This window comes from Cupriavidus sp. 2TAF22, from assembly GCF_052115045.1.
Lineage (GTDB): Bacteria > Pseudomonadota > Gammaproteobacteria > Burkholderiales > Burkholderiaceae > Cupriavidus.
In genome coordinates this window covers 40,818-58,925 of the sequence record NZ_JBFRFX010000013.1, presented here as the reverse complement: position 1 = coordinate 58,925, position 18,108 = coordinate 40,818, and the positions used below count along the sequence as shown (strand labels likewise).

The 18,108-nt window shown below is 66.9% G+C and carries 12 protein-coding genes and 2 tRNA genes; 9 read left to right on the top strand and 5 right to left on the bottom strand.

Translation table 11 applies throughout. The annotated features are described in order from the left end of the window. Positions 1 to 23: 23 nt before the first annotated feature. Entirely contained in the window at positions 24 to 881 is an 858-nt protein-coding gene (locus tag AB4Z48_RS16690) for a 23S rRNA (adenine(2030)-N(6))-methyltransferase RlmJ (protein ID WP_441615824.1), read from the bottom strand. Positions 882 to 1,035: 154 nt separating this feature from the next. On the opposite strand from AB4Z48_RS16690, the gene mnmC reads away from it, so the two are divergent. The 8 genes from mnmC to AB4Z48_RS16650 all read left to right on the top strand — a co-directional run bounded on the left by mnmC (position 1,036) and on the right by AB4Z48_RS16650 (position 12,203). Then, positions 1,036 to 3,072 (top strand): bifunctional tRNA (5-methylaminomethyl-2-thiouridine)(34)-methyltransferase MnmD/FAD-dependent 5-carboxymethylaminomethyl-2-thiouridine(34) oxidoreductase MnmC, encoded by a 2,037-nt coding sequence (gene mnmC, locus AB4Z48_RS16685; RefSeq protein WP_441615822.1) that lies wholly within the window; start codon positions 1,036 to 1,038, stop codon positions 3,070 to 3,072. 228 nt (positions 3,073 to 3,300) lie between these two features. Next, the gene (gene tig, locus AB4Z48_RS16680) at positions 3,301 to 4,659 is read left to right on the top strand and encodes a trigger factor (protein WP_441615820.1); all 1,359 of its coding nucleotides are present in this window, start codon (positions 3,301 to 3,303) and stop codon (positions 4,657 to 4,659) included. A gap of 82 nt (positions 4,660 to 4,741) precedes the next feature. Next, positions 4,742 to 5,392, top strand: coding sequence for an ATP-dependent Clp endopeptidase proteolytic subunit ClpP (clpP, locus tag AB4Z48_RS16675; RefSeq protein ID WP_441615818.1), 651 nt, complete (start codon positions 4,742 to 4,744; stop codon positions 5,390 to 5,392). A gap of 240 nt (positions 5,393 to 5,632) precedes the next feature. Further along, positions 5,633 to 6,907: an ATP-dependent Clp protease ATP-binding subunit ClpX gene (clpX, locus tag AB4Z48_RS16670; RefSeq protein WP_441615816.1), complete on the top strand. Its 1,275-nt coding sequence runs from the start codon at positions 5,633 to 5,635 to the stop codon at positions 6,905 to 6,907. 247 nt (positions 6,908 to 7,154) lie between these two features. Next, entirely contained in the window at positions 7,155 to 9,566 is a 2,412-nt protein-coding gene (gene lon / locus AB4Z48_RS16665; RefSeq protein ID WP_441616496.1) for an endopeptidase La, read from the top strand. A gap of 280 nt (positions 9,567 to 9,846) precedes the next feature. Continuing rightward, positions 9,847 to 9,922, top strand: a tRNA-Val gene (locus tag AB4Z48_RS16660). A gap of 56 nt (positions 9,923 to 9,978) precedes the next feature. After that, a tRNA-Asp gene (locus tag AB4Z48_RS16655) sits at positions 9,979 to 10,055 on the top strand. A gap of 198 nt (positions 10,056 to 10,253) precedes the next feature. Continuing rightward, positions 10,254 to 12,203, top strand: a complete 1,950-nt coding sequence (locus AB4Z48_RS16650) for a SurA N-terminal domain-containing protein (protein ID WP_441615814.1) — start codon at positions 10,254 to 10,256, stop codon at positions 12,201 to 12,203. Positions 12,204 to 12,301: 98 nt separating this feature from the next. Here the strand turns inward: AB4Z48_RS16650 and AB4Z48_RS16645 are convergent, their stop codons facing one another. After that, on the bottom strand, positions 12,302 to 12,979 hold the full coding sequence (locus AB4Z48_RS16645; RefSeq protein ID WP_441615813.1) for an arylesterase: 678 nt from the start codon (positions 12,977 to 12,979) through the stop codon (positions 12,302 to 12,304). Between AB4Z48_RS16645 and AB4Z48_RS16640 the strand changes: the two genes are divergently transcribed. Next, positions 12,978 to 13,676, top strand: coding sequence for an ABC transporter ATP-binding protein (locus AB4Z48_RS16640; RefSeq protein WP_441615811.1), 699 nt, complete (start codon positions 12,978 to 12,980; stop codon positions 13,674 to 13,676). The genes AB4Z48_RS16645 and AB4Z48_RS16640 overlap by 2 nt on opposite strands. A 36-nt stretch (positions 13,677 to 13,712) precedes the next feature. Here AB4Z48_RS16640 and pgi read toward each other — a convergent pair whose 3' ends face one another. From pgi to AB4Z48_RS16625, 3 genes are all read right to left on the bottom strand, one after another. Continuing rightward, the gene (gene pgi, locus AB4Z48_RS16635; protein WP_441615809.1) at positions 13,713 to 15,344 is read right to left on the bottom strand and encodes a glucose-6-phosphate isomerase; all 1,632 of its coding nucleotides are present in this window, start codon (positions 15,342 to 15,344) and stop codon (positions 13,713 to 13,715) included. Between the two features lie 184 nt (positions 15,345 to 15,528). Further along, the gene (locus AB4Z48_RS16630; RefSeq protein ID WP_441615807.1) at positions 15,529 to 16,497 is read right to left on the bottom strand and encodes a DMT family transporter; all 969 of its coding nucleotides are present in this window, start codon (positions 16,495 to 16,497) and stop codon (positions 15,529 to 15,531) included. Next, positions 16,494 to 18,107, bottom strand: a complete 1,614-nt coding sequence (locus tag AB4Z48_RS16625; protein ID WP_441615805.1) for an NAD(P)H-hydrate dehydratase — start codon at positions 18,105 to 18,107, stop codon at positions 16,494 to 16,496. The genes AB4Z48_RS16630 and AB4Z48_RS16625 overlap by 4 nt, the downstream gene beginning before the upstream one ends. Between the last annotated feature and the right edge of the window lies 1 nt (position 18,108).

Genomic DNA, 18,108 nt, shown 5'->3' with positions numbered 1-18,108 from the left:
GGAGGCAATGGCGGGACGGTGGCTCAGCTTTCCTGGGCTTCGAGCGTGAAGCGGGCGCCGGCGTCCTGGCCCAGCAGCGTGACCAGGGTGGGCATGGCTGCTTCCAGGTTTTCCTTGAGGCGCCACGGCGGGTTGACGATAAACATGCCGCTGCCGTGCAGGCCCAGGCCGCCCGCGACCGGCTGCTTCACGGTGAGGGAGACATGCAGCCAGCTCTTGAGCGGCAGTTTTTTCAGCTGCACCGGCAACTGCACCGATTCGCGGCGTTGCACTTCGGGGTACCAGACCGCATAGATGCCGGTGGCAAAGCGCTGCAGGCCATCCTGTACGGTCCGCACCACGCGGGCGTAGTCCTGCTTGTCTTCGTAGGAGGGGTCGATCAGCACCACGGCGCGGCGCGGCGCAGGGGGCAGGATGGCATTGATGCCGGTGAAGCCGTCGCCGTCGTACAGCATGACGCGGCGGCCGGCGCCCCGGAAGTTGTCGCGCAGCACCTGGATCTCCGTGCTGTGCATCTCGAACAGGCGCAGGCGGTCGGCCTCGCGCAGCATCTGCCAGGCAAGCCAGGGCGAGCCGGGGTAGTGCCGCAGGTTGCCGTCGGGATTGAGGGTGCGCACCTGTTCCAGGTAGTCCTCGAGTAGCGTGGGCATGGGCCGCTTGGCGGCGGCGGCCTGCCACAGGCGGGCGATGCCCGTTTCAAACTCGCCCTTTTTCTGCGCGTAGGCATGGTCCAGCGCATACAGGCCGGCGCCGGCATGCGTGTCGATGTACCAGAACGGCTTGTCCTTCTGGGTCATCTGCTCCAGCAACTGGACCACGATGGCATGTTTGAGGACATCGGCGTGGTTGCCGGCGTGGAAGGCGTGACGGTAGCTGAACATGAGAAGGGGGGAAGGCGGGAATGTGGCGTGCGGCTGCCGGCCGGCGGCGCAGGGCGCTATGCTACCATCGCCCGCGTCCGGTGCCGCCTGCCTGCCCTGGCGGTACTCCCGGGATCCTCGCTTCTCCTTCCCATTGCCGACGTCCCTTCGTTTCATGTCCCGCGCCTTAGATCCCGCCGAGCCCGTCTTTTCCGATACCGGCCCGCCTTATTCGGCGCGCTATGGCGATGTCTATCACAGCGACGAGGGCGGGCTCGCACAGGCCCGCCACGTATTCCTCGCCGGAAACCATCTGCCGCAGGCCTGGGATGGCCGCGATCAGTTCGTGATCCTGGAGACGGGCTTCGGCCTGGGCCTGAATTTCCTGGCCACGTGGCAGGCCTGGCGTGCCGATCCACAGCGCTGCGGGCGGCTGCATTTCGTTTCGATCGAGAAGCATCCGTTTACGCGCGAAGGCCTGGCTGCCGTGCACGAGAAGATGCCCGGCGCCGACGAACTGGGTCCGCTGGCTGCGCAGTTGCGCCAGGCCTGGCCGCTCGCGCTTCCGGGCCTGCACCGGATGGAGTTCGAGCAGGGCGCGGTGGTGCTGACCCTTGCCTTCGGCGATGTCGACAGCATGCTGCCGCGGCTGGTGGCGGGCGTCGATGCGTTCTACCTGGACGGCTTCGCGCCCGACCGCAATCCGGAGATGTGGCAGCCGCAGCTGATGAAGCGGCTGGCGCGCCTTGCACGGCCGGAGGCCACGCTGGCGACCTACGCCGCGGCCGGCTTTTTCCGGCGCGGACTGCAGGCGGCCGGCTTCGTGGCCAAGCGTGCCACGGGCTACGGCAGCAAATGGCATATGACGGTGGCGCGCTTCCCCGCCGAACGCGGCCAGCGCCGGCATCCGCCGCCCGCGCCGGCTGCCTGGCCCGAACGCCATGCGATCGTGATCGGTGCCGGGCTGGCTGGCTGCGCGGTGACCGAGCGCCTGGCCGCGCGCGGCTGGCAGGTGACCCTGTTCGACACGCATGACGGCCCGGCGCGGCAGACCTCGGCTCACCGCGCGGCAGCCATGCATCCGCATCTTTCCTCGGACGACAGCATCCTGTCGCGGCTGTCGCGGGCCGGCAATCTGGAGTCGCTGCGCAACTGGGCGGCGCTGGCCGCGGCAGGGCACGCACCGCGCTGGCACGGCTGCGGTGTGCTGCAGACCGGCGCGGACGCGGAGGATGCGCGTATCCAGCAGGCGGCCCTCGCCGCGCTCGGGTTTCCCGAGGCGTTCGCGCGCTGGATGCCCGCCGGGGAGGCCGCGCGCCGGCATGGCGCGGGGGTGCCCCTGGGCGGGCTATGGTTCGAGCAGGGCGGCTGGGCGGCGCCGCCCGATATCTGCGGCGCGCAGCTGGCGCGAGCCGGCGCGGCGGTGGCGCCGCGCTTCGGCTGCCGCGTGGCGCGGCTGGCGCGCGAGGGCGATGGCTGGCAGGCCCTCGACGAGGCCGGCGCGGTATTGGCGCGGGCGCCGGTGGTGGTGCTCGCCAACGCCCACGAGGCGCTGCGCCTGCTGCCGCTGCGCCATATGACGATCGACCGGGTGCGCGGCCAGCTGACCACGCTCGCGCCGGCGCAGGTGGCGCAGCTCGGCACCTGGCCCGACTGCGTGGTGACCGGGACCGGCTACCTGCTGCCACGCGCCGGGGACGGGAGCGCGCGCTTCGGATCGAGTTATGAACCTGCCGGCGAGGATGCCGGCGATCTGCGCGAGCGCACCGAAGTGCATGCCGAGAACCTGGCCAAGCTCGGTGTCCTGCTGCCCGGGCTGGCCGGGGCCGCGGCCGCGCTCGATCCGGCTGCGCTTGCGGGCTATGTCGGCGTGCGCAGCGTTTCGCACAATCGCCTGCCGCTGATCGGGCGCATTGCCGACGAGGCCCGGGCTGCGCGCGACGCATCCGCCTTGCGCGGCGCGCGCCTGCGCGACGTGCCGCGCCTGCCCGGTCTCTATGCGGCCCTTGCATATGGCTCGCGTGGCCTCACATGGGCCGCACTGGGGGCGGAATTGCTGGCCAGCCAGATCGAGGGGGAGCCATTGCCGCTCGAACTCGAGCTGGCCGAGGCCGTCGATCCGGCGCGGCTGCTGGTTCGCGCCTTGCGGCAAGGGCTGGCGGCGGACGCCGGCGCGGGCTGCACGCGCGGTTCCGAGCCCGTTACCGGGTAAAAACTGCCGGAACCGAACGAAAACCGTGCGATAATCCCCGTTTTCCGTTTGCGCGGGGCCTATGCCCGGAAGCTCCCGGGGCGCGGTTCTCAGCGCGTGCCGGCGGTTTTCATGCAGAGCTTCGCACTGGCACCGGCGCTCGCCGCTGCGCATTGCCCAAGTGATGCCGGGCACGCGAGCGGAGTGCGCTTACGAACACAACAACATCTCTGGATTGGATCAACGACCATGTCGAATGTCATTGAAAACCTTGGCAAACTGGACCGCAAGGTGACCCTGGCCATTCCCAAGGCCGAAGTCGAAAAGGAAAAGCTGGAACGTCTGGTTCGCCTGTCGAAGACGGTGAAGATGTCCGGTTTCCGTCCCGGCAAGGTGCCGATGAAGATGGTCGAAAAGCAATACGGCCAGCAAGTCGAGTTCGAAGTGCGCTACGACAAGGCTGCCCGCAAGTTCTTCGACCTCACCAAGGAACAGGACGTCAAGGTCGCTGGCCAGCCCAAGTTCGAAGTCAAGACCGACGGCATCGCCGAAGACCAGGTGGCCTTCGACGCCACCTTCGAGGTGTACCCGGAAGTCAAGCTCGGTGACCTGTCGGACGCCGAAGTGACCCGCACCAAGACCGAAATCACCGATGCCGAAGTCGACAAGACCATCGACATCCTGCGCAAGCAGCGCGTGCACTACCACACCCGCGGCGAAGCCGGCGAGCACGGCGACGGCGGCGGCGAAGTGGCGGCCCAGAACGGCGACCGCGTCACGCTGGACTTCATCGGCAAGATCGACGGCGTCGAATTCCCCGGCGGCAAGGCGGACGACTTCGCCTTCGTGCTGGGCGAAGGCCGCATGCTGCCCGAGTTCGAGGCTGCTGCGCTGGGCCTGAAGGTCGGCGAAAGCAAGACCTTCCCGCTGGCTTTCCCCGAGGACTACCACGGCAAGGAAGTGGCCGGCAAGACCGCCGAGTTCACCGTCACGCTGAAGAAGATCGAGTGGGCGCACCTGCCGGAAGTCAATGACGAGTTCGCCAAGACGCTCGGCATCGCCGACGGCAGCGTCGAGAAGATGCGTGCCGACATCCGCGAAAACCTGGAGCGTGAAGTCAAGCGCCGCACCCACGCCATGCTCAAGGACCAGGTGATGGACGCGCTGCTCAAGGCCAGCGAGCTGGACGTGCCCAAGGCACTGGTCGAGCAAGACCAGGAGCGCCTGGTCGAAATGGCCCGCCGCGACCTGGAACAACGCGGCATGCCGAACGCCAAGGACATGCCGATTCCGGCCGAGATGTTCACCCAGCAGGCCGAGCGCCGCGTCAAGCTGGGCCTGATCCTGGCCGAGATCGTCAAGGCCCACGGCCTGGACGCCAAGGCTGACCAGATCAAGGCCGAGATCGAGGACTTCGCGAAGAGCTACGAAGACCCGAAGGAAGTCATGCGCTGGTACTACGGCGACCAGCAGCGCCTGGCCGAGATGGAGGCCTACGTGCTGGAAAACAACGTGGTAAATTTCGTGTGCGACAAGGCCAAGGTCACCGACAAGACGGTGTCCTTCGAGGAACTGACTGCCGAAGGCAACCAGCCCCAGCAGGCCTGAGCCTGGCCCATGGCCGGCGCGCCGCTTCCAGCGTGCGCACCGGCCGCGGCCTTGTCTCTCACCGAACTCCAGGAGAACTTGCATGACCCGCAATGATTTGCTTGACCGTCTGGCCACCACGCAGGCCTCCGCCCTGGAAACGCAGGGACTCGGGCTGGTGCCGATGGTGGTCGAGCAGTCCGGTCGGGGCGAGCGCGCCTATGACATTTACTCGCGCCTGCTGAAGGAGCGCGTGATTTTCATGGTGGGCGAAGTCAACGACCAGACCGCTAACCTGGTAGTGGCACAGCTGCTGTTCCTGGAGAGCGAAAACCCCGACAAGGACGTCTCGCTCTACATCAACTCGCCGGGTGGCTCGGTGTCGGCTGGCCTGGCCATCTACGACACGATGCAGTTCGTGAAGCCCGACGTGTCGACGCTGTGCATGGGCATGGCCGCCAGCATGGGCGCCTTCCTGCTCGCAGCGGGCGCCAAGGGCAAGCGTTCGGCGCTGCCCAACTCGCGCATCATGATCCACCAGCCGCTGGGCGGCGCGCGCGGCCAGGCCTCGGATATCGAGATCCAGGCGCGCGAGATCCTGTACCTGCGCGAGCGGCTCAACGGCATCCTGTCGGAAGTCACTGGCCAGTCTGTCGAGAAGATTGCCCGCGATACCGATCGCGACAACTTCATGAGCGGCGACCAGGCGGTGGACTATGGCCTGATCGACAAGGTCATCGCCCGCCGTAGCTGATAAGCCGTCCCGGGCGCGCTGGCGGCCGGGCGGTGCCGGACCGGGACCTTCGGGAACCCGGGGCCGGCGGAATGACGAAGGCTATGCAGAAACGAGGCCTGGCGCCTCGTTTTTGCTTTTGCCCCACAGCGTAGGGGTTCCACCGCCGCGCCAATTGTTTTGGCGTATGATGCGTTTGAAGCGTATCCCCGCAGCGCTCTTGGCCCTGCGGCACGCACACTGCTAATGTGACTGATTCCTATGGCGGATAAAAAAGGTTCATCGAGCGAGAAGCTCCTTTACTGCTCGTTCTGCGGCAAGAGCCAGCACGAGGTAAAGAAGCTCATCGCTGGCCCGTCGGTGTTCATTTGCGACGAATGCATCGACCTGTGCAACGAGATCATCCGCGACGAGGCAGCCGCATCCGACAAGGATGCAGGTGGCGCGGCCAAGTCTGATCTCCCCACGCCGCACGAGATCCGCGAAAGCCTGGATCAATACGTGATCGGGCAGGAGCAAGCCAAGAAAATCCTGGCGGTAGCGGTCTACAACCACTACAAGCGCCTGAAGCATCTCGGCAAGAAAGACGACGTCGAACTGTCCAAGAGCAATATCCTGCTGATCGGGCCGACCGGCTCCGGCAAGACGCTGCTGGCGCAGACGCTGGCGCGCCTGCTCAACGTGCCGTTCGTGATCGCCGACGCCACCACGCTGACCGAGGCCGGCTATGTCGGCGAGGACGTGGAAAACATCATCCAGAAGTTGCTGCAGAACTGCAACTACGAGGTGGAGAAGGCGCAGCGCGGCATCGTCTACATCGATGAGATCGACAAGATCTCGCGCAAGTCGGACAACCCGTCCATCACGCGCGATGTGTCGGGCGAGGGCGTGCAGCAGGCGCTGCTCAAGCTGATCGAGGGCACCATGGCCTCGGTGCCGCCGCAGGGTGGCCGCAAGCATCCGAACCAGGACTTCCTGCAGGTGGATACCACCAATATCCTGTTCATCTGCGGCGGTGCATTCGATGGCCTGGAAAAGGTCATCATGCAGCGCTCGGACAAGACCGGCATCGGTTTTGCCGCGCAGGTGCAGAGCAAGGAAGAACGCGACGCCAGCGAAGTGCTGCCGCAGACCGAGCCGGAAGACCTGATCAAGTTCGGCCTGATCCCGGAACTGATCGGCCGCCTGCCGGTGGTCGCCACGCTGGCCAAGCTGGACGAGGCCGCGCTGATGCAGATCCTGGTCGAGCCCAAGAATGCGCTGATCAAGCAATACCAGAAGCTGCTGGCGATGGAAGGCGTCGAGCTGGAAATCCGCCCGGCGGCGCTGTCGGCGATCGCCCGCAAGGCCATCCGCCGCAAGACCGGTGCGCGCGGCCTGCGTTCGATTCTCGAGCAGTCGCTGATGGATGTGATGTATGACCTGCCCAACTACAAGGGCGTGCAGAAGGTGGTGATCGACGAGAACACCATCACCGGGGATGCTCCGCCGCTGCTGATGTACGAGGATCAGCCGAAGGTGGCTGGTTCGAACTGACGCGGACGCCGGCTTGATGTTGAATCACAGGCCGGCAGCGAGTCCGAAAGGCCGCTCGCGAAAAGCGAGCGGCTTTTTTTCTTCATTTTCGTAAAACGAAGGGGAGGAAACGGGGGTATGCTGTTTGGACGGGTCCTGCAAGTGAGGCAAGCAGCATTTGCACGGGGTCATGAATCGTTGGCGACGCCTGTCTTGCAATCGATTCATGCGACCCAATTTACGCCTAAATGACTGACTGGGGAAAATGATGTCCGGAACACAACTCCTCCCGGCTGAGCCGATTCGCCTCCCACTGTTGCCGTTGCGCGACGTGGTGGTGTTTCCGCACATGGTGATCCCACTGTTCGTGGGACGTCCGAAGTCCATCAAGGCGCTTGAAACTGCGATGGAGTCGGGCAAGAGCATCATGCTTGTAGCCCAGAAAACGGCGGCCAAGGATGAGCCGACCGCCGACGACCTCTACGAGGTAGGCTGCATCGCCAATATCCTGCAAATGCTCAAGCTGCCCGACGGCACCGTCAAGGTGCTGGTGGAAGGCACGCAGCGCGCGAATATCCGCGAAGTGAGCGAAGACGACTCGCACTTCATGTGCGAAGCCGTGCCCGTGCCGCCGGGCCCGGTCGAGACCGCCGAGACGGAGGCGCTGCGTCGCGCCATCGTGTCGCAGTTCGACCAGTACGTGAAGCTGAACAAGAAGATCCCGCCCGAGATCCTGACTTCGCTGTCGGGCATCGACGAGCCTGGCCGCCTGGCCGACACCATCGCCGCGCACCTGCCGATCAAGCTCGAGCAGAAGCAGAAGATCCTGGAGATGGTGAACGTCACCGAACGCCTGGAAAGCCTGCTGTCGCAACTCGAAGGCGAGATCGACATCCTCCAGGTCGAGAAGCGCATCCGTGGCCGCGTCAAGCGCCAGATGGAGAAGAGCCAGCGCGAGTACTACCTGAACGAGCAGGTCAAGGCCATCCAGAAGGAACTGGGCGAGGGCGAAGAAGGCGCCGACCTGGAAGAACTCGACAAGCGCATCAAGGCTGCGCGCATGCCGAAGGAAGCCAAGAAGAAGGCCGACGCCGAATTCAAGAAGCTCAAGCTGATGTCGCCGATGTCGGCCGAAGCCACCGTCGTGCGCAACTACATCGACACGCTGGTCAACCTGCCGTGGCGCAAGAAGAGCAAGGTCAACAACGACCTCGCCAACGCCGAGCGCGTGCTGGACGAAGACCACTATGGCCTGGAGAAGGTCAAGGAACGCATTCTCGAGTACCTCGCAGTGCAACAGCGCGTGGACAAGGTGAAGGCGCCGATCCTGTGCCTGGTCGGGCCTCCCGGCGTGGGCAAGACCTCGCTCGGTCAGTCGGTGGCGCGCGCCACGAACCGCAAGTTCGTGCGCATGGCGCTCGGCGGCGTGCGCGACGAGGCCGAGATCCGCGGCCATCGCCGTACCTACATCGGCTCGATGCCGGGCAAGATCCTGCAGAGCCTGTCCAAGGTCGGCGTGCGCAACCCGCTCTTCCTGCTCGACGAAATCGACAAGATGGGCATGGACTTCCGCGGCGACCCGTCGTCGGCGCTGCTCGAGGTGCTGGACCCGGAACAGAACCACACGTTCCAGGACCACTACATCGAAGTGGACTTCGACTTGTCGGACGTGATGTTCGTGGCGACCTCCAACTCGCTGAACATCCCGCCGCCGCTGCTGGACCGCATGGAAGTGATCCGCCTCTCGGGCTACACCGAAGAGGAAAAGGTCAACATCGCCCAGCGCTACCTGCTGCCCAAGCAGATCAAGAACAATGGTCTGAAGGCAGGCGAGATCGAAGTCAGCGAAGAAGCCCTGCGCGACATCATCCGCTACTACACGCGGGAAGCGGGCGTGCGTTCGCTCGAGCGTGAAGTGTCGAAGATCGCCCGCAAGGTGGTGAAGCTGCTGCTGCTCAAGAAGGAATCGGGCACGGTCAAGGTAGCCTCGGAGAACCTGGACAAATTCCTCGGCGTGCGCAAGTACGACTTCGGCCTGGCCGGCAAGGAAAACCAGGTGGGCCAGGTGACCGGGCTGGCGTGGACGGAAGTGGGCGGCGATCTGCTGACCATCGAAGCCGCGATCATGCCGGGCAAGGGCAACATCACCCGCACCGGCTCGCTGGGCGACGTGATGAAGGAATCGGTCGAGGCAGCACGCTCGGTGGTGCGCTCGCGGGCACGTCGTCTGGGCATTACGGACGAGATGTTCGAGAAGCGCGACATCCACATCCACGTGCCCGAAGGCGCCACTCCCAAGGATGGTCCTTCGGCCGGCGGTGCGATGACCACGGCGCTGGTATCGGTACTGACGGGCATTCCCGTGCGTGCCGACGTGGCCATGACCGGCGAGATCACGCTGCGCGGCGAAGTGCTGCCGATCGGCGGCCTCAAGGAGAAGCTGCTGGCGGCCCATCGCGGCGGCATCAAGCTGGTGCTGATCCCCGAGGAGAATGTGAAGGATCTCGCGGAGATTCCGGACAACGTCAAGAACGCCATCGAGATCGTCCCGGTGCGCTGGATCGACAAGGTCCTGGAACTCGCGCTCGAGCGCAAGCCCGAGCCGCTGACCGAAGATGTGGCCAAGCCCGCCGACGTGGCGGACAAGGCTGCTGCCAAAGTCGAGATGATCCACCACTGAGATCTCACCGGGATCGCCGGGGCTCGCCGTTCGGGGCCTCGCAGGATGGCAGCAATGGAAGACGCCGCGGGTCACGCCCGCGGCGTTTTTTCATTGCGCGCCGACCCCTGTTTTCAGGGGTATTCATGCGGCCTTCGCGCTGTTCGACGCTAGCGCGAAGAATGCTTGGCAAAAGGCCAAAGCCTGTATTACACTTGCGGCCTCGCAACGCAAACAGCAGTAAATGCTCTGATATGTGCGCGGCGATGCTTGCAGCATGCAGTGTGGCTGCGGTACGAGCGGGTGCTTAGCTCAGTTGGTAGAGCGGCGCCCTTACAAGGCGTAGGTCGGGGGTTCGAGCCCCTCAGCACCCACCATCGCTCCTGCCGCAAGACAAGCCACACCACCGGCGCATGCAGCCGCACCGAATCCAGGAGTGGTAGTTCAGTTGGTTAGAATACCGGCCTGTCACGCCGGGGGTCGCGGGTTCGAGCCCCGTCCACTCCGCCAGATATACGCAGTCAGCAAAACGGGCCCTTCGCGGCCCGTTTTGCTTTTCTGCGCCTGCCGCCTTCGCGCAAACCTCCATTCGCCGCGCGCTGCCGTGATGCGCCAGGCGAGCGCGGCACCCGCAAATCACGTGAAGCCTGCCGCTCCTGATAGAATCCCGGAGTTTGCCGTTCGTACCAACCCTTTTCCTGAGTCAGCATGCTTGATTTCGTTCGCAACAACCGGCGCTTGATGCTTTTGCTGCTGCTGGTGCTTGTCTTCCCGTCGTTTGTGTTCTTCGGCGTGGAGAGCTACTCGCGTTTCATGGACAGCTCGCACGACGCAGCCAAGGTCGACGGCCGCGCGATCACCACGCAGGAAGTCGACAACGTGGTGCGCGACCAGAGCGAGCGCATGCGCCAGGTGCTCGGCACCAACTATGACCCGCGCCAGTTCGAAGGCACGCAGGCCCGCCAGCAGGTGCTCGACCAGCTGATCCTGCAACGCGTGGTGGCCAACGAGGTCGCCAGCAAGCACCTGACCGTCTCCAACGAACGCCTGTTCGAGAGCATCAGCAGCATCCCGGCCATCGCGCAGTTGCCGAAGAAGAAGGACGGCACCATCGACGACAAGGCTTACGTCGCGCTGCTGGCCCAGCAGGGCATGACGCCCGAGCAGTTCGACGCGCGCATGCGTTTCGATCTCGCCACGCAGCAGCTGGGCGGCTCGATCGGCGGTACCGCCTTCGTTCCCAAGTCACTGCTCGACCGCCTGATCGCCATCCGCGACCAGCAGCGTGATGTGCAGGTGCTGCAGTTCAAGCCCGCCGACTTCGCCGCCAAGGTCAACCCGGACGATGCCGCGCTGAAGGCGTTCTACGAAAGCCACAAGGCCCAGTTCGCCGTGCCCGAGCAGGCCAAGGTCGACTACCTCGTGCTGTCGGCCGATGCGCTGGCCGCGTCGCTGGCGGTCACGCCCGATGAGCTCAAGTCCTACTACGACAGCAATATCGCGCGCTTTCGCACCGACGAGCAGCGCCGCGCCAGCCATATCCTGATCGCCGCCGCCAAGGATGCCCCGGCGGCGGACCGCAAGGCCGCCAAGGACAAGGCCACCAAGCTGCTGGACGACCTGCGCAAGCACCCCGAATCCTTCGCCGACGTGGCCCGCAAGGAATCGAAGGACCCGGGCTCGGCGGAGAAGGGCGGCGACCTCGGCTTCATGGGCCGCGGCGCGCTGGTCAAGCCGTTCGAGGACGCCATGTTCGCGCTCAAGGACGGCCAGATCAGCGACGTGGTGGAGACCGACTACGGCTACCACATCATCACGCTCACCGGCATCAAGGCGGCCGAGACCAAGCCGCTCGACCAGGTCCGCACCGAACTGGAAGCCGAACTGCGCAAGCAACTGGCCGCCAAGAAGTTCACCGAGCTGGCCGATTCGTTCGGCAACACGGTTTATGAACAGTCGGACAGCTTCAAGCCGGCGGCCGAGAAGTTCAAGCTGGCCATCCAGAGCGCCGACAACGTGACGCGCGAGCCCAACCCGGCGCTGGGTGCGCAGAGCCCGCTCAACAACGAGAAGCTGCTCAAGGCCCTGTTCAGCGACGACTCGATCAAGAGCAAGCGCAATACGGAAGCCGTGCAGGTGGCGCCCAACACCCTGGTGGCGGCGCGCATCGTCGACTACCGTCCGGCCACCACGCGCAAGTTCGAGGAGGTGCAGGCCAAGGTGCGCGAAGGCTATATCGCGCAGCAGGCAGCCGAGCTGGCCGACAAGGAAGGCGCGGCCCGCCTCGAGGCGCTGAAGAAGAGCGCAAGCGCCGAGGGCTTCGGCGCCGCGGTCACGGTCTCGCGTGCCAAGGCCGGCGGCCTGCAGCCGAAGGCGCTGGAGGCCGTGATGCGCGCCGATGTCGCCAAGCTGCCCGCGCTGGTCGGGGTGGACCTGGGCGCGGATGGCTATGCGATCTACCGCATCACCAAGATCAGCCAGCCCGCGCAGGCCGACGCCGCGCAGCGCCAGGGCGAAGCCCAGCAACTGGCCCAGATGGCCGGCCAGACCGAACTGGAAGCCTTCTACGACAGCCTGAAGGCCCGTGCGAAGGTGAAGGTCCTCAAGCCCGCGGCGGCCGCGGACGCAGGTTCAGCCAGCGGTGCCGCCGCGCAGTAACACCGGCATCGCAGCAAACGAGAAGAGGCGCCCATGTGGCGCCTCTTCTCGTTTCAGGCGGCCCGGCGCTGCGCGCAGGCCCGATGCCACGGCAATCCCTAGCGTCCGGCGGTGCGCGCCGCGGGCCCTTTGAGCAGGGGCCTGAGCTGCGGCCACACCGTATCGAGCAAGGTGCCCTGGGCCTGCGCGGTGGGATGGATGCGGTCCTGCTGGAACCAGTCCGGCTTGCTCACCACGTGCTCGAGCAGGAATGGCACCAGCCGCGTCTTGTACTCGCTGGCCAGTCTGGGATAGAGCGCGAAGAAGCGCTCGGTATAGTCCGGCCCGTAGTTGGGCGGGATGCGCATGCCGACCAGCAGCACGCTGGCCTTGGCCTGCTGCGCGCCGCTGACGATGCTGCGCAGGTTGGCCTCGGTGGTCTGCAGCGGCAGGCCGCGCAGCGCATCGTTGGCGCCGAGCTCGACGATCACCACGGCCGGATGGTGCCGGGCCAGCAGGTCGGGCAGGCGGGTCTTGCCGCCCACGGTGGTCTCGCCGCTGATGCTGGCATTCACGACGCTATAATCGAGACGCTCTGTGCGCAGCCGCGTTTCCAGCAGCTTGACCCAGCCCGCATCGCGCGCGATGCCGTATTCGGCGGACAGGCTGTCGCCCAGCACCAGGATGGCCGGCGCCTGCGTTGCCGCGTGCGCCACCGATGCGGTGACGGGCAACACCGTGGCAGCACATAGCGCCAGCGCCAGCTTGCGCCAACCGCACCAGAACTTCTTGCTCATGTCTTCTTCCATTCTTGCTGTCGAGTCACTAGGAAAGACCGTTGCCGACACGACCGGTTCGCTGACGATTTTGCATGACGTCACGTTTTCCGTCACGCCCGGGGAGACGCTGGCCATCGTCGGCGCTTCCGGCTCGGGCAAGTCGACCCTGCTGGGCCTGCTGGCTGGCCTGGACCTGCCCACCACGGGCACCGTCAGGCTCAACGGGCAGGACCTGTTCGAGCTCGACGAAGACCAGCGCGCGGCGCAGCGCGGACGCCATGTGGGCTTTGTGTTCCAGTCGTTCCAGCTGGTCGGCCACCTGAACGCGCTGGAGAATGTCATGCTGCCGCTCGAACTGCGCGGGGAAACCACCAGCGTGCGCGAACGCGCCGCCGACATGCTGGAACGCGTTGGCCTGGGCGGGCGGCTTTCCCATTATCCGCGCACGCTGTCCGGCGGCGAGCAGCAGCGCGTTGCACTTGCGCGCGCCTTCGTCGCGCGGCCCGATATCCTGTTCGCCGACGAGCCCACCGGCAGCCTCGACACGGCCACCGGAGAGGCTGTGATCGCCCTGATGTTCGAGCTGAACCGCGACGCCGGCTCGACCCTGGTGCTGGTGACGCACGACCGCTCGGTGGCGGCGCGCTGCGGGCGCATCCTGACCATCGAGGCAGGGCGCGTGGCCAGGGACGAATGGATGAGCGCGCCGGTCTGACCCCGCGCCGCGCGCAGGCCGGCCGGCAGGCGCGGGCTAGGGCTGGCCCAGCGCGGCGCGCGCCCGAGCGATCAGGTTGCTGGTGGAGGCATCGTGCTGCGCCGGCGCGGCCGCGGTGCCTGTCAGCTCTGCCTCGATCGGCTTGGCCAGGATCTTGCCAAGCTCCACGCCCCACTGGTCGAACGAGTTGATGTTCCAGACCACGCCCTGCACGAAGGTGCGGTGTTCATAGAGGGCGATCAGCGCGCCCAGCGTATGTGGCGTGATGTCTTCGATCAGCAGCGTATTGCTGGGCCGGTTGCCCTCGAACACCATATGCGCGATCCGCAGCTCGTCGCGCATGCCGCCGGCGCGCAATTCCTCGGCGCTGCGCCCGCGCATCAGCGCCTCGCCTTGCGCGAAGCAGTTGGCCAGCAGCTTGGCATGGTGGCCGGGCAGCTCGCGCGGCGGCCGCAGCGGCGCCACGAAATCCACCGGCACGATCTGCGAGCCCTGGTGAATCAGCTGGAAATACGCGTGCTGGCCGTTGGTGCCGGCCGAACCCCAGACCACGGGGGCGGTATGCGCGCGCACATTGCGCCCATCCAGCTGGACCGACTTGCCGTTGCTCTCCATCTCCAGTTGCTGCAGGAAGGCGGGGAACAGTTCCAGCGAAGTGGAATAGGGCGCCATGCAACTGGTCGGCATGCCGAAGAAGTTGCGGTACCAGATGCCGAGCATGCCCAGCACCACCGGCATATTGCGTTCCAGCGGCGCGCTGGCGAAATGCGCGTCCATGGCGCGGCCGCCGGCCAGCAGGTCGGCGAAGGCGTCGAAGCCGACCGCCAGCGCGATCGACAGCCCCACCGACGACCACAGCGAAAAACGCCCGCCGATCCAGTCCCAGAATTCGAACATATGGGCCGGGTCGATGCCGAAGGCGCGCACCGCTTCCACATTGGTCGACACCGCGGCGAAATGGCTGGCCAGTTGCGCCTGGTTCACGCCGCGCGCGAGGAACCACTCGCGCGCGCTGTTGGCGTTGGCCATGGTCTCGAGCGTGGTGAACGTCTTCGAGCAGACGATCACCAGGGTCTGTTCCGGGTCCAGGCGCTCCAGCGTCTCGGCCAGTTCGGTGCCGTCCACGTTGGAGACGAAATGCATGCGCGGCCCGCCGCCGGCCAGGTGCGACAGCGCCCGGCACACCATGCGCGGGCCCAGGTCCGAGCCGCCGATACCGATGTTGATCACGTCCGTGATGCGCTTGCCGGTGGCGCCGGTCCACTCGCCGCTGCGCACGCGCCCGGAGAAGGCGCGCATGCGCTCGAGTACGTCATGGATCGCGAACATCACCGGCTTGCCGTCGACCTTGAACGCAGAGTTGCATTCGGCGCGCAGCGCGATGTGCAGCACGGCGCGGTCTTCGGTGGCGTTGATGTGGTCGCCTGCGAACATGGCGTCGCGGCGCCCGGGGACGCCAGCCTCGTCGGCCAGCTGCATCAGCAGGGCAACGGTCTGCGGCGTGATGCGGTTCTTGGAATAGTCGAGATACAGGCCGGCCGCTTCCAGTGAGAACTGGGCGACACGCTGGCCTGCATCGCCGGCCGCAAACCAGTCGCGCATCGGTGTTTCGCGGATCGCTTCATGATGCTGCAGGAGAGAGTGCCAGGCGTGGAGATCGGTGGGCATGCGTGCGTGATTCTCTGGAGATTCTTGGGTATGCAGTACGGAGACCGGCCGGCGGAAGCCGCTTTCAAGTATAGCGCTCCCGCTTGACGCGGCTTTGGCAAATAGCGGGAATAGACAGCATTGCTGCGGATTCGGAAACACTACCAAATGGGGGTATGGCGCGCTGTCGGCGCCTGGCTGACACTCACTGCGCGCGTCCAAGCCGCCGCGCCACCGCGCGCAGCGCCGATTCGCCGCCGGCCACGCAGACGCCGCCGACGCAGATCACCGCCACGCCCAGTGCCGTGATCCAGTCCGGCAGCTGGCCGAAGGCCAGGTAGCCGATGGTGGTGGCCGACAGGATCTGCAGGTACAGGAAGGGGCTGAGGAACGACGCATCCGCATACTGGAACGCGCGGATGACGAAGTAATGTCCGACCGAGCCGGTGATGCCGGTACTCAGCAGCAAGACCGCCTGCAGCGGCGTGGGCGCGGCGTCGAACCAGAAGAAGGGCACCAGCACGGTGGTCAGGGCCGCGCCGGTGAAGCCGCTCTGGATCAGCGTGGTCATGGGGGCGTCATGCGCGGCGATGCGCCGCGTGAGCATCTGCATCAGCGCAAACACCAGCGCGGACAGCAGGCCCAGCGCAATGCCGGTCGCGCTCAGCTCGCCACCGGGGCGCACCACCACCAGCATGCCGGCAAAGCCGATCGCCACGCCGGTCCAGCGGCTGGCGCGGGCATGGATGCCGGGGCGCTCGCCCAGCAGCCACGGCGACAACGCCACCACGAACAGCGGCGCGCAAAAGTTCAGCGCGGTGGCCTCGGCCAGCGGCATCAGCTTGAGCACGCTGAAGAACACCAGCGTGGAAACCAGCATCAGCCCGCCGCGCAGCCATTGCAGGCCCGGCTTTACCGGACGCCATTGCGCGCGAAAGCGTGCCGGCCCCAGCAGCAGGAAGATGGCAACCACATGCCCCACGTAGCGCACCCAGGCCACGCCGACCACCGGCACGCCCTGATGGGTCAGCGTCTTGCTGCTGGCGTCGAGCAGGCTCAGTATCCACTGGCCCAGCACCAGCAGCGCAACGCCGGTGAGCAGCTGGCGCCGGGCCGGGGAGTTCGCCGGAGCCGGCGGGGCCAGGCGTGCGCCGCGATCGGTGGCGTTGTTCATGCGCGGCGCGGCTCCCGCAGCAGGGCGTTGAACAGGCTGCGCAGCGGTATGTAAAGCTCGCTGGCGGTCAGTCCCGCGGGGCCGGTGCCCTCGGCCACCAGAAAATCGGCGGCACGCCCGTGCAGCCATACGGCTGCCTGCGCGGCTTGCAGCGGCGGCATGCCCTGCGCCAGCAGGGCGCCGATCATGCCGGCCAGCACGTCGCCAGTGCCGGCGGTGGCCAGCCCGGCGTTGCCGGTCGGATTGATCGACAGGGCCTGGGTGCTCCCTGCGTCGGGAGGTGCCGCGATCACCGTGCCAGAGCCTTTGAGCACCACCACCGCCTGCCATTGCGCCGCCAGCGAGCGCGCCGCCGCGAGGCGGTCGCGCTGGATCTCGGCCACGCTCAGGCCGGCCAGGCGTGCCGCCTCCAGCGGGTGCGGCGTCATCACGCGGGGCAGCTGGCTGGCCGCCAGCATGGCAGCCAGCGCGGGGTCGGCGGCCAGCATATTGAGCGCGTCTGCGTCCAGCACCAGCGCGGGCGCGCCGGTGGCCGCGGCGCAGCCGTGCAGCAGTTGCGCGAACTGCTTGCGGGCCGCGGCGCCGGTGCCCATGCCGGGGCCGATCACCAGCGCGGACATGTTCGCCAGCTCGATATCCGCGAGCGGGTGCAGCATCAGCTCCGGGTGCACGGGATCGAGCAGCGGGGCCGGTTGCGCCAGGAAGGCGATATGCACGCGCCCGGCACCGAGGTGCTGCGCGGCGCGCGCGCCAAGCAAGGGCGCCCCCGTCATGCCGATGCCGCCGCCGATCACGGCCAGCGAGCCGAAGCTGCCCTTGTTGGTGGCGTGCCGGCGCGCGGGCAGCGCTGCGGCGAACGATGCCGGCAGGCCGACCATGGCGCAGGGCGCTTCGGCCGGCGGGTAGGGCAGGCCCAGCGGGGCGATGTCGACCTCGCCCGCGCAGTCGCGGCCATCGAGCGTGAGCAGGCCGGGCTTGGCGCCGATGAAGGTCAGCGTGCGGCAGGCCCGCACCGCCGGCGCGCCGGCGCCGGTATCGGCGAACAGGCCGCTGGGGATGTCGAGCGCGAATACCGGCAAGCCAGCGTCGTTCGCCTGGACGATCCACTGCGCCATGTAGCCGTCGGCGGCGCGGTTCAGGCCGATGCCGAGCAAGCCGTCCACCAGCGCGCGGGTGTCGGCGGGGAACGGCGGCAAGCCGCCGCGGCAGGCGGATTCGGGCACCGCATGCAGCGGCACGCCGGCCGCGCGCGCCTCCAGCCACGCGCGTGCCGCATCGGCGGGCAGGCGGTCCGGGTCGGCTGTCAGCCATGCCTGGACCTTGCGGCCGGCCAGGTGCAGGCGGGTGGCGGCCACCAGCGCGTCGCCGCCGTTGTTGCCGGGGCCGGCCAGCATCAGCAGCGGGCCGTCCGGCGCTTGCCGCGCCAGCCAGTCCGCCGCGGCCGCGCCCGCGCGCGACATCAGCTCGAATGCGGGCAGCGTGGCCATGGCGCTGGCCTCGATGCGGCGGATGGCGGCCACGTCGTAGAGCGGGATCTCGCCGTGGCTTGCGGCGTCAAGCGCCAGCCAGGCATCGGCCGGCCGGGAGGGCAATGGCAAAGGTGTCTGCATG

Excerpts from the sequence above, each read along its gene's own strand:
- AB4Z48_RS16690 (WP_441615824.1), bottom strand. The coding sequence starts at position 881 with ATGTTCAGCTACCGTCACGCCTTCCACGCCGGCAACCACGCCGATGTC.
- mnmC (WP_441615822.1), top strand. The coding sequence starts at position 1,036 with ATGTCCCGCGCCTTAGATCCCGCCGAGCCCGTCTTTTCCGATACCGGC.
- tig (WP_441615820.1), top strand. The coding sequence starts at position 3,301 with ATGTCGAATGTCATTGAAAACCTTGGCAAACTGGACCGCAAGGTGACC.
- clpP (WP_441615818.1), top strand. The coding sequence starts at position 4,742 with ATGACCCGCAATGATTTGCTTGACCGTCTGGCCACCACGCAGGCCTCC.
- clpX (WP_441615816.1), top strand. The coding sequence starts at position 5,633 with ATGGCGGATAAAAAAGGTTCATCGAGCGAGAAGCTCCTTTACTGCTCG.
- lon (WP_441616496.1), top strand. The coding sequence starts at position 7,155 with ATGTCCGGAACACAACTCCTCCCGGCTGAGCCGATTCGCCTCCCACTG.
- AB4Z48_RS16650 (WP_441615814.1), top strand. The coding sequence starts at position 10,254 with ATGCTTGATTTCGTTCGCAACAACCGGCGCTTGATGCTTTTGCTGCTG.
- AB4Z48_RS16640 (WP_441615811.1), top strand. The coding sequence starts at position 12,978 with ATGTCTTCTTCCATTCTTGCTGTCGAGTCACTAGGAAAGACCGTTGCC.
- AB4Z48_RS16645 (WP_441615813.1), bottom strand. The coding sequence starts at position 12,979 with ATGAGCAAGAAGTTCTGGTGCGGTTGGCGCAAGCTGGCGCTGGCGCTA.
- pgi (WP_441615809.1), bottom strand. The coding sequence starts at position 15,344 with ATGCCCACCGATCTCCACGCCTGGCACTCTCTCCTGCAGCATCATGAA.
- AB4Z48_RS16630 (WP_441615807.1), bottom strand. The coding sequence starts at position 16,497 with ATGAACAACGCCACCGATCGCGGCGCACGCCTGGCCCCGCCGGCTCCG.
- AB4Z48_RS16625 (WP_441615805.1), bottom strand. The coding sequence starts at position 18,107 with ATGCAGACACCTTTGCCATTGCCCTCCCGGCCGGCCGATGCCTGGCTG.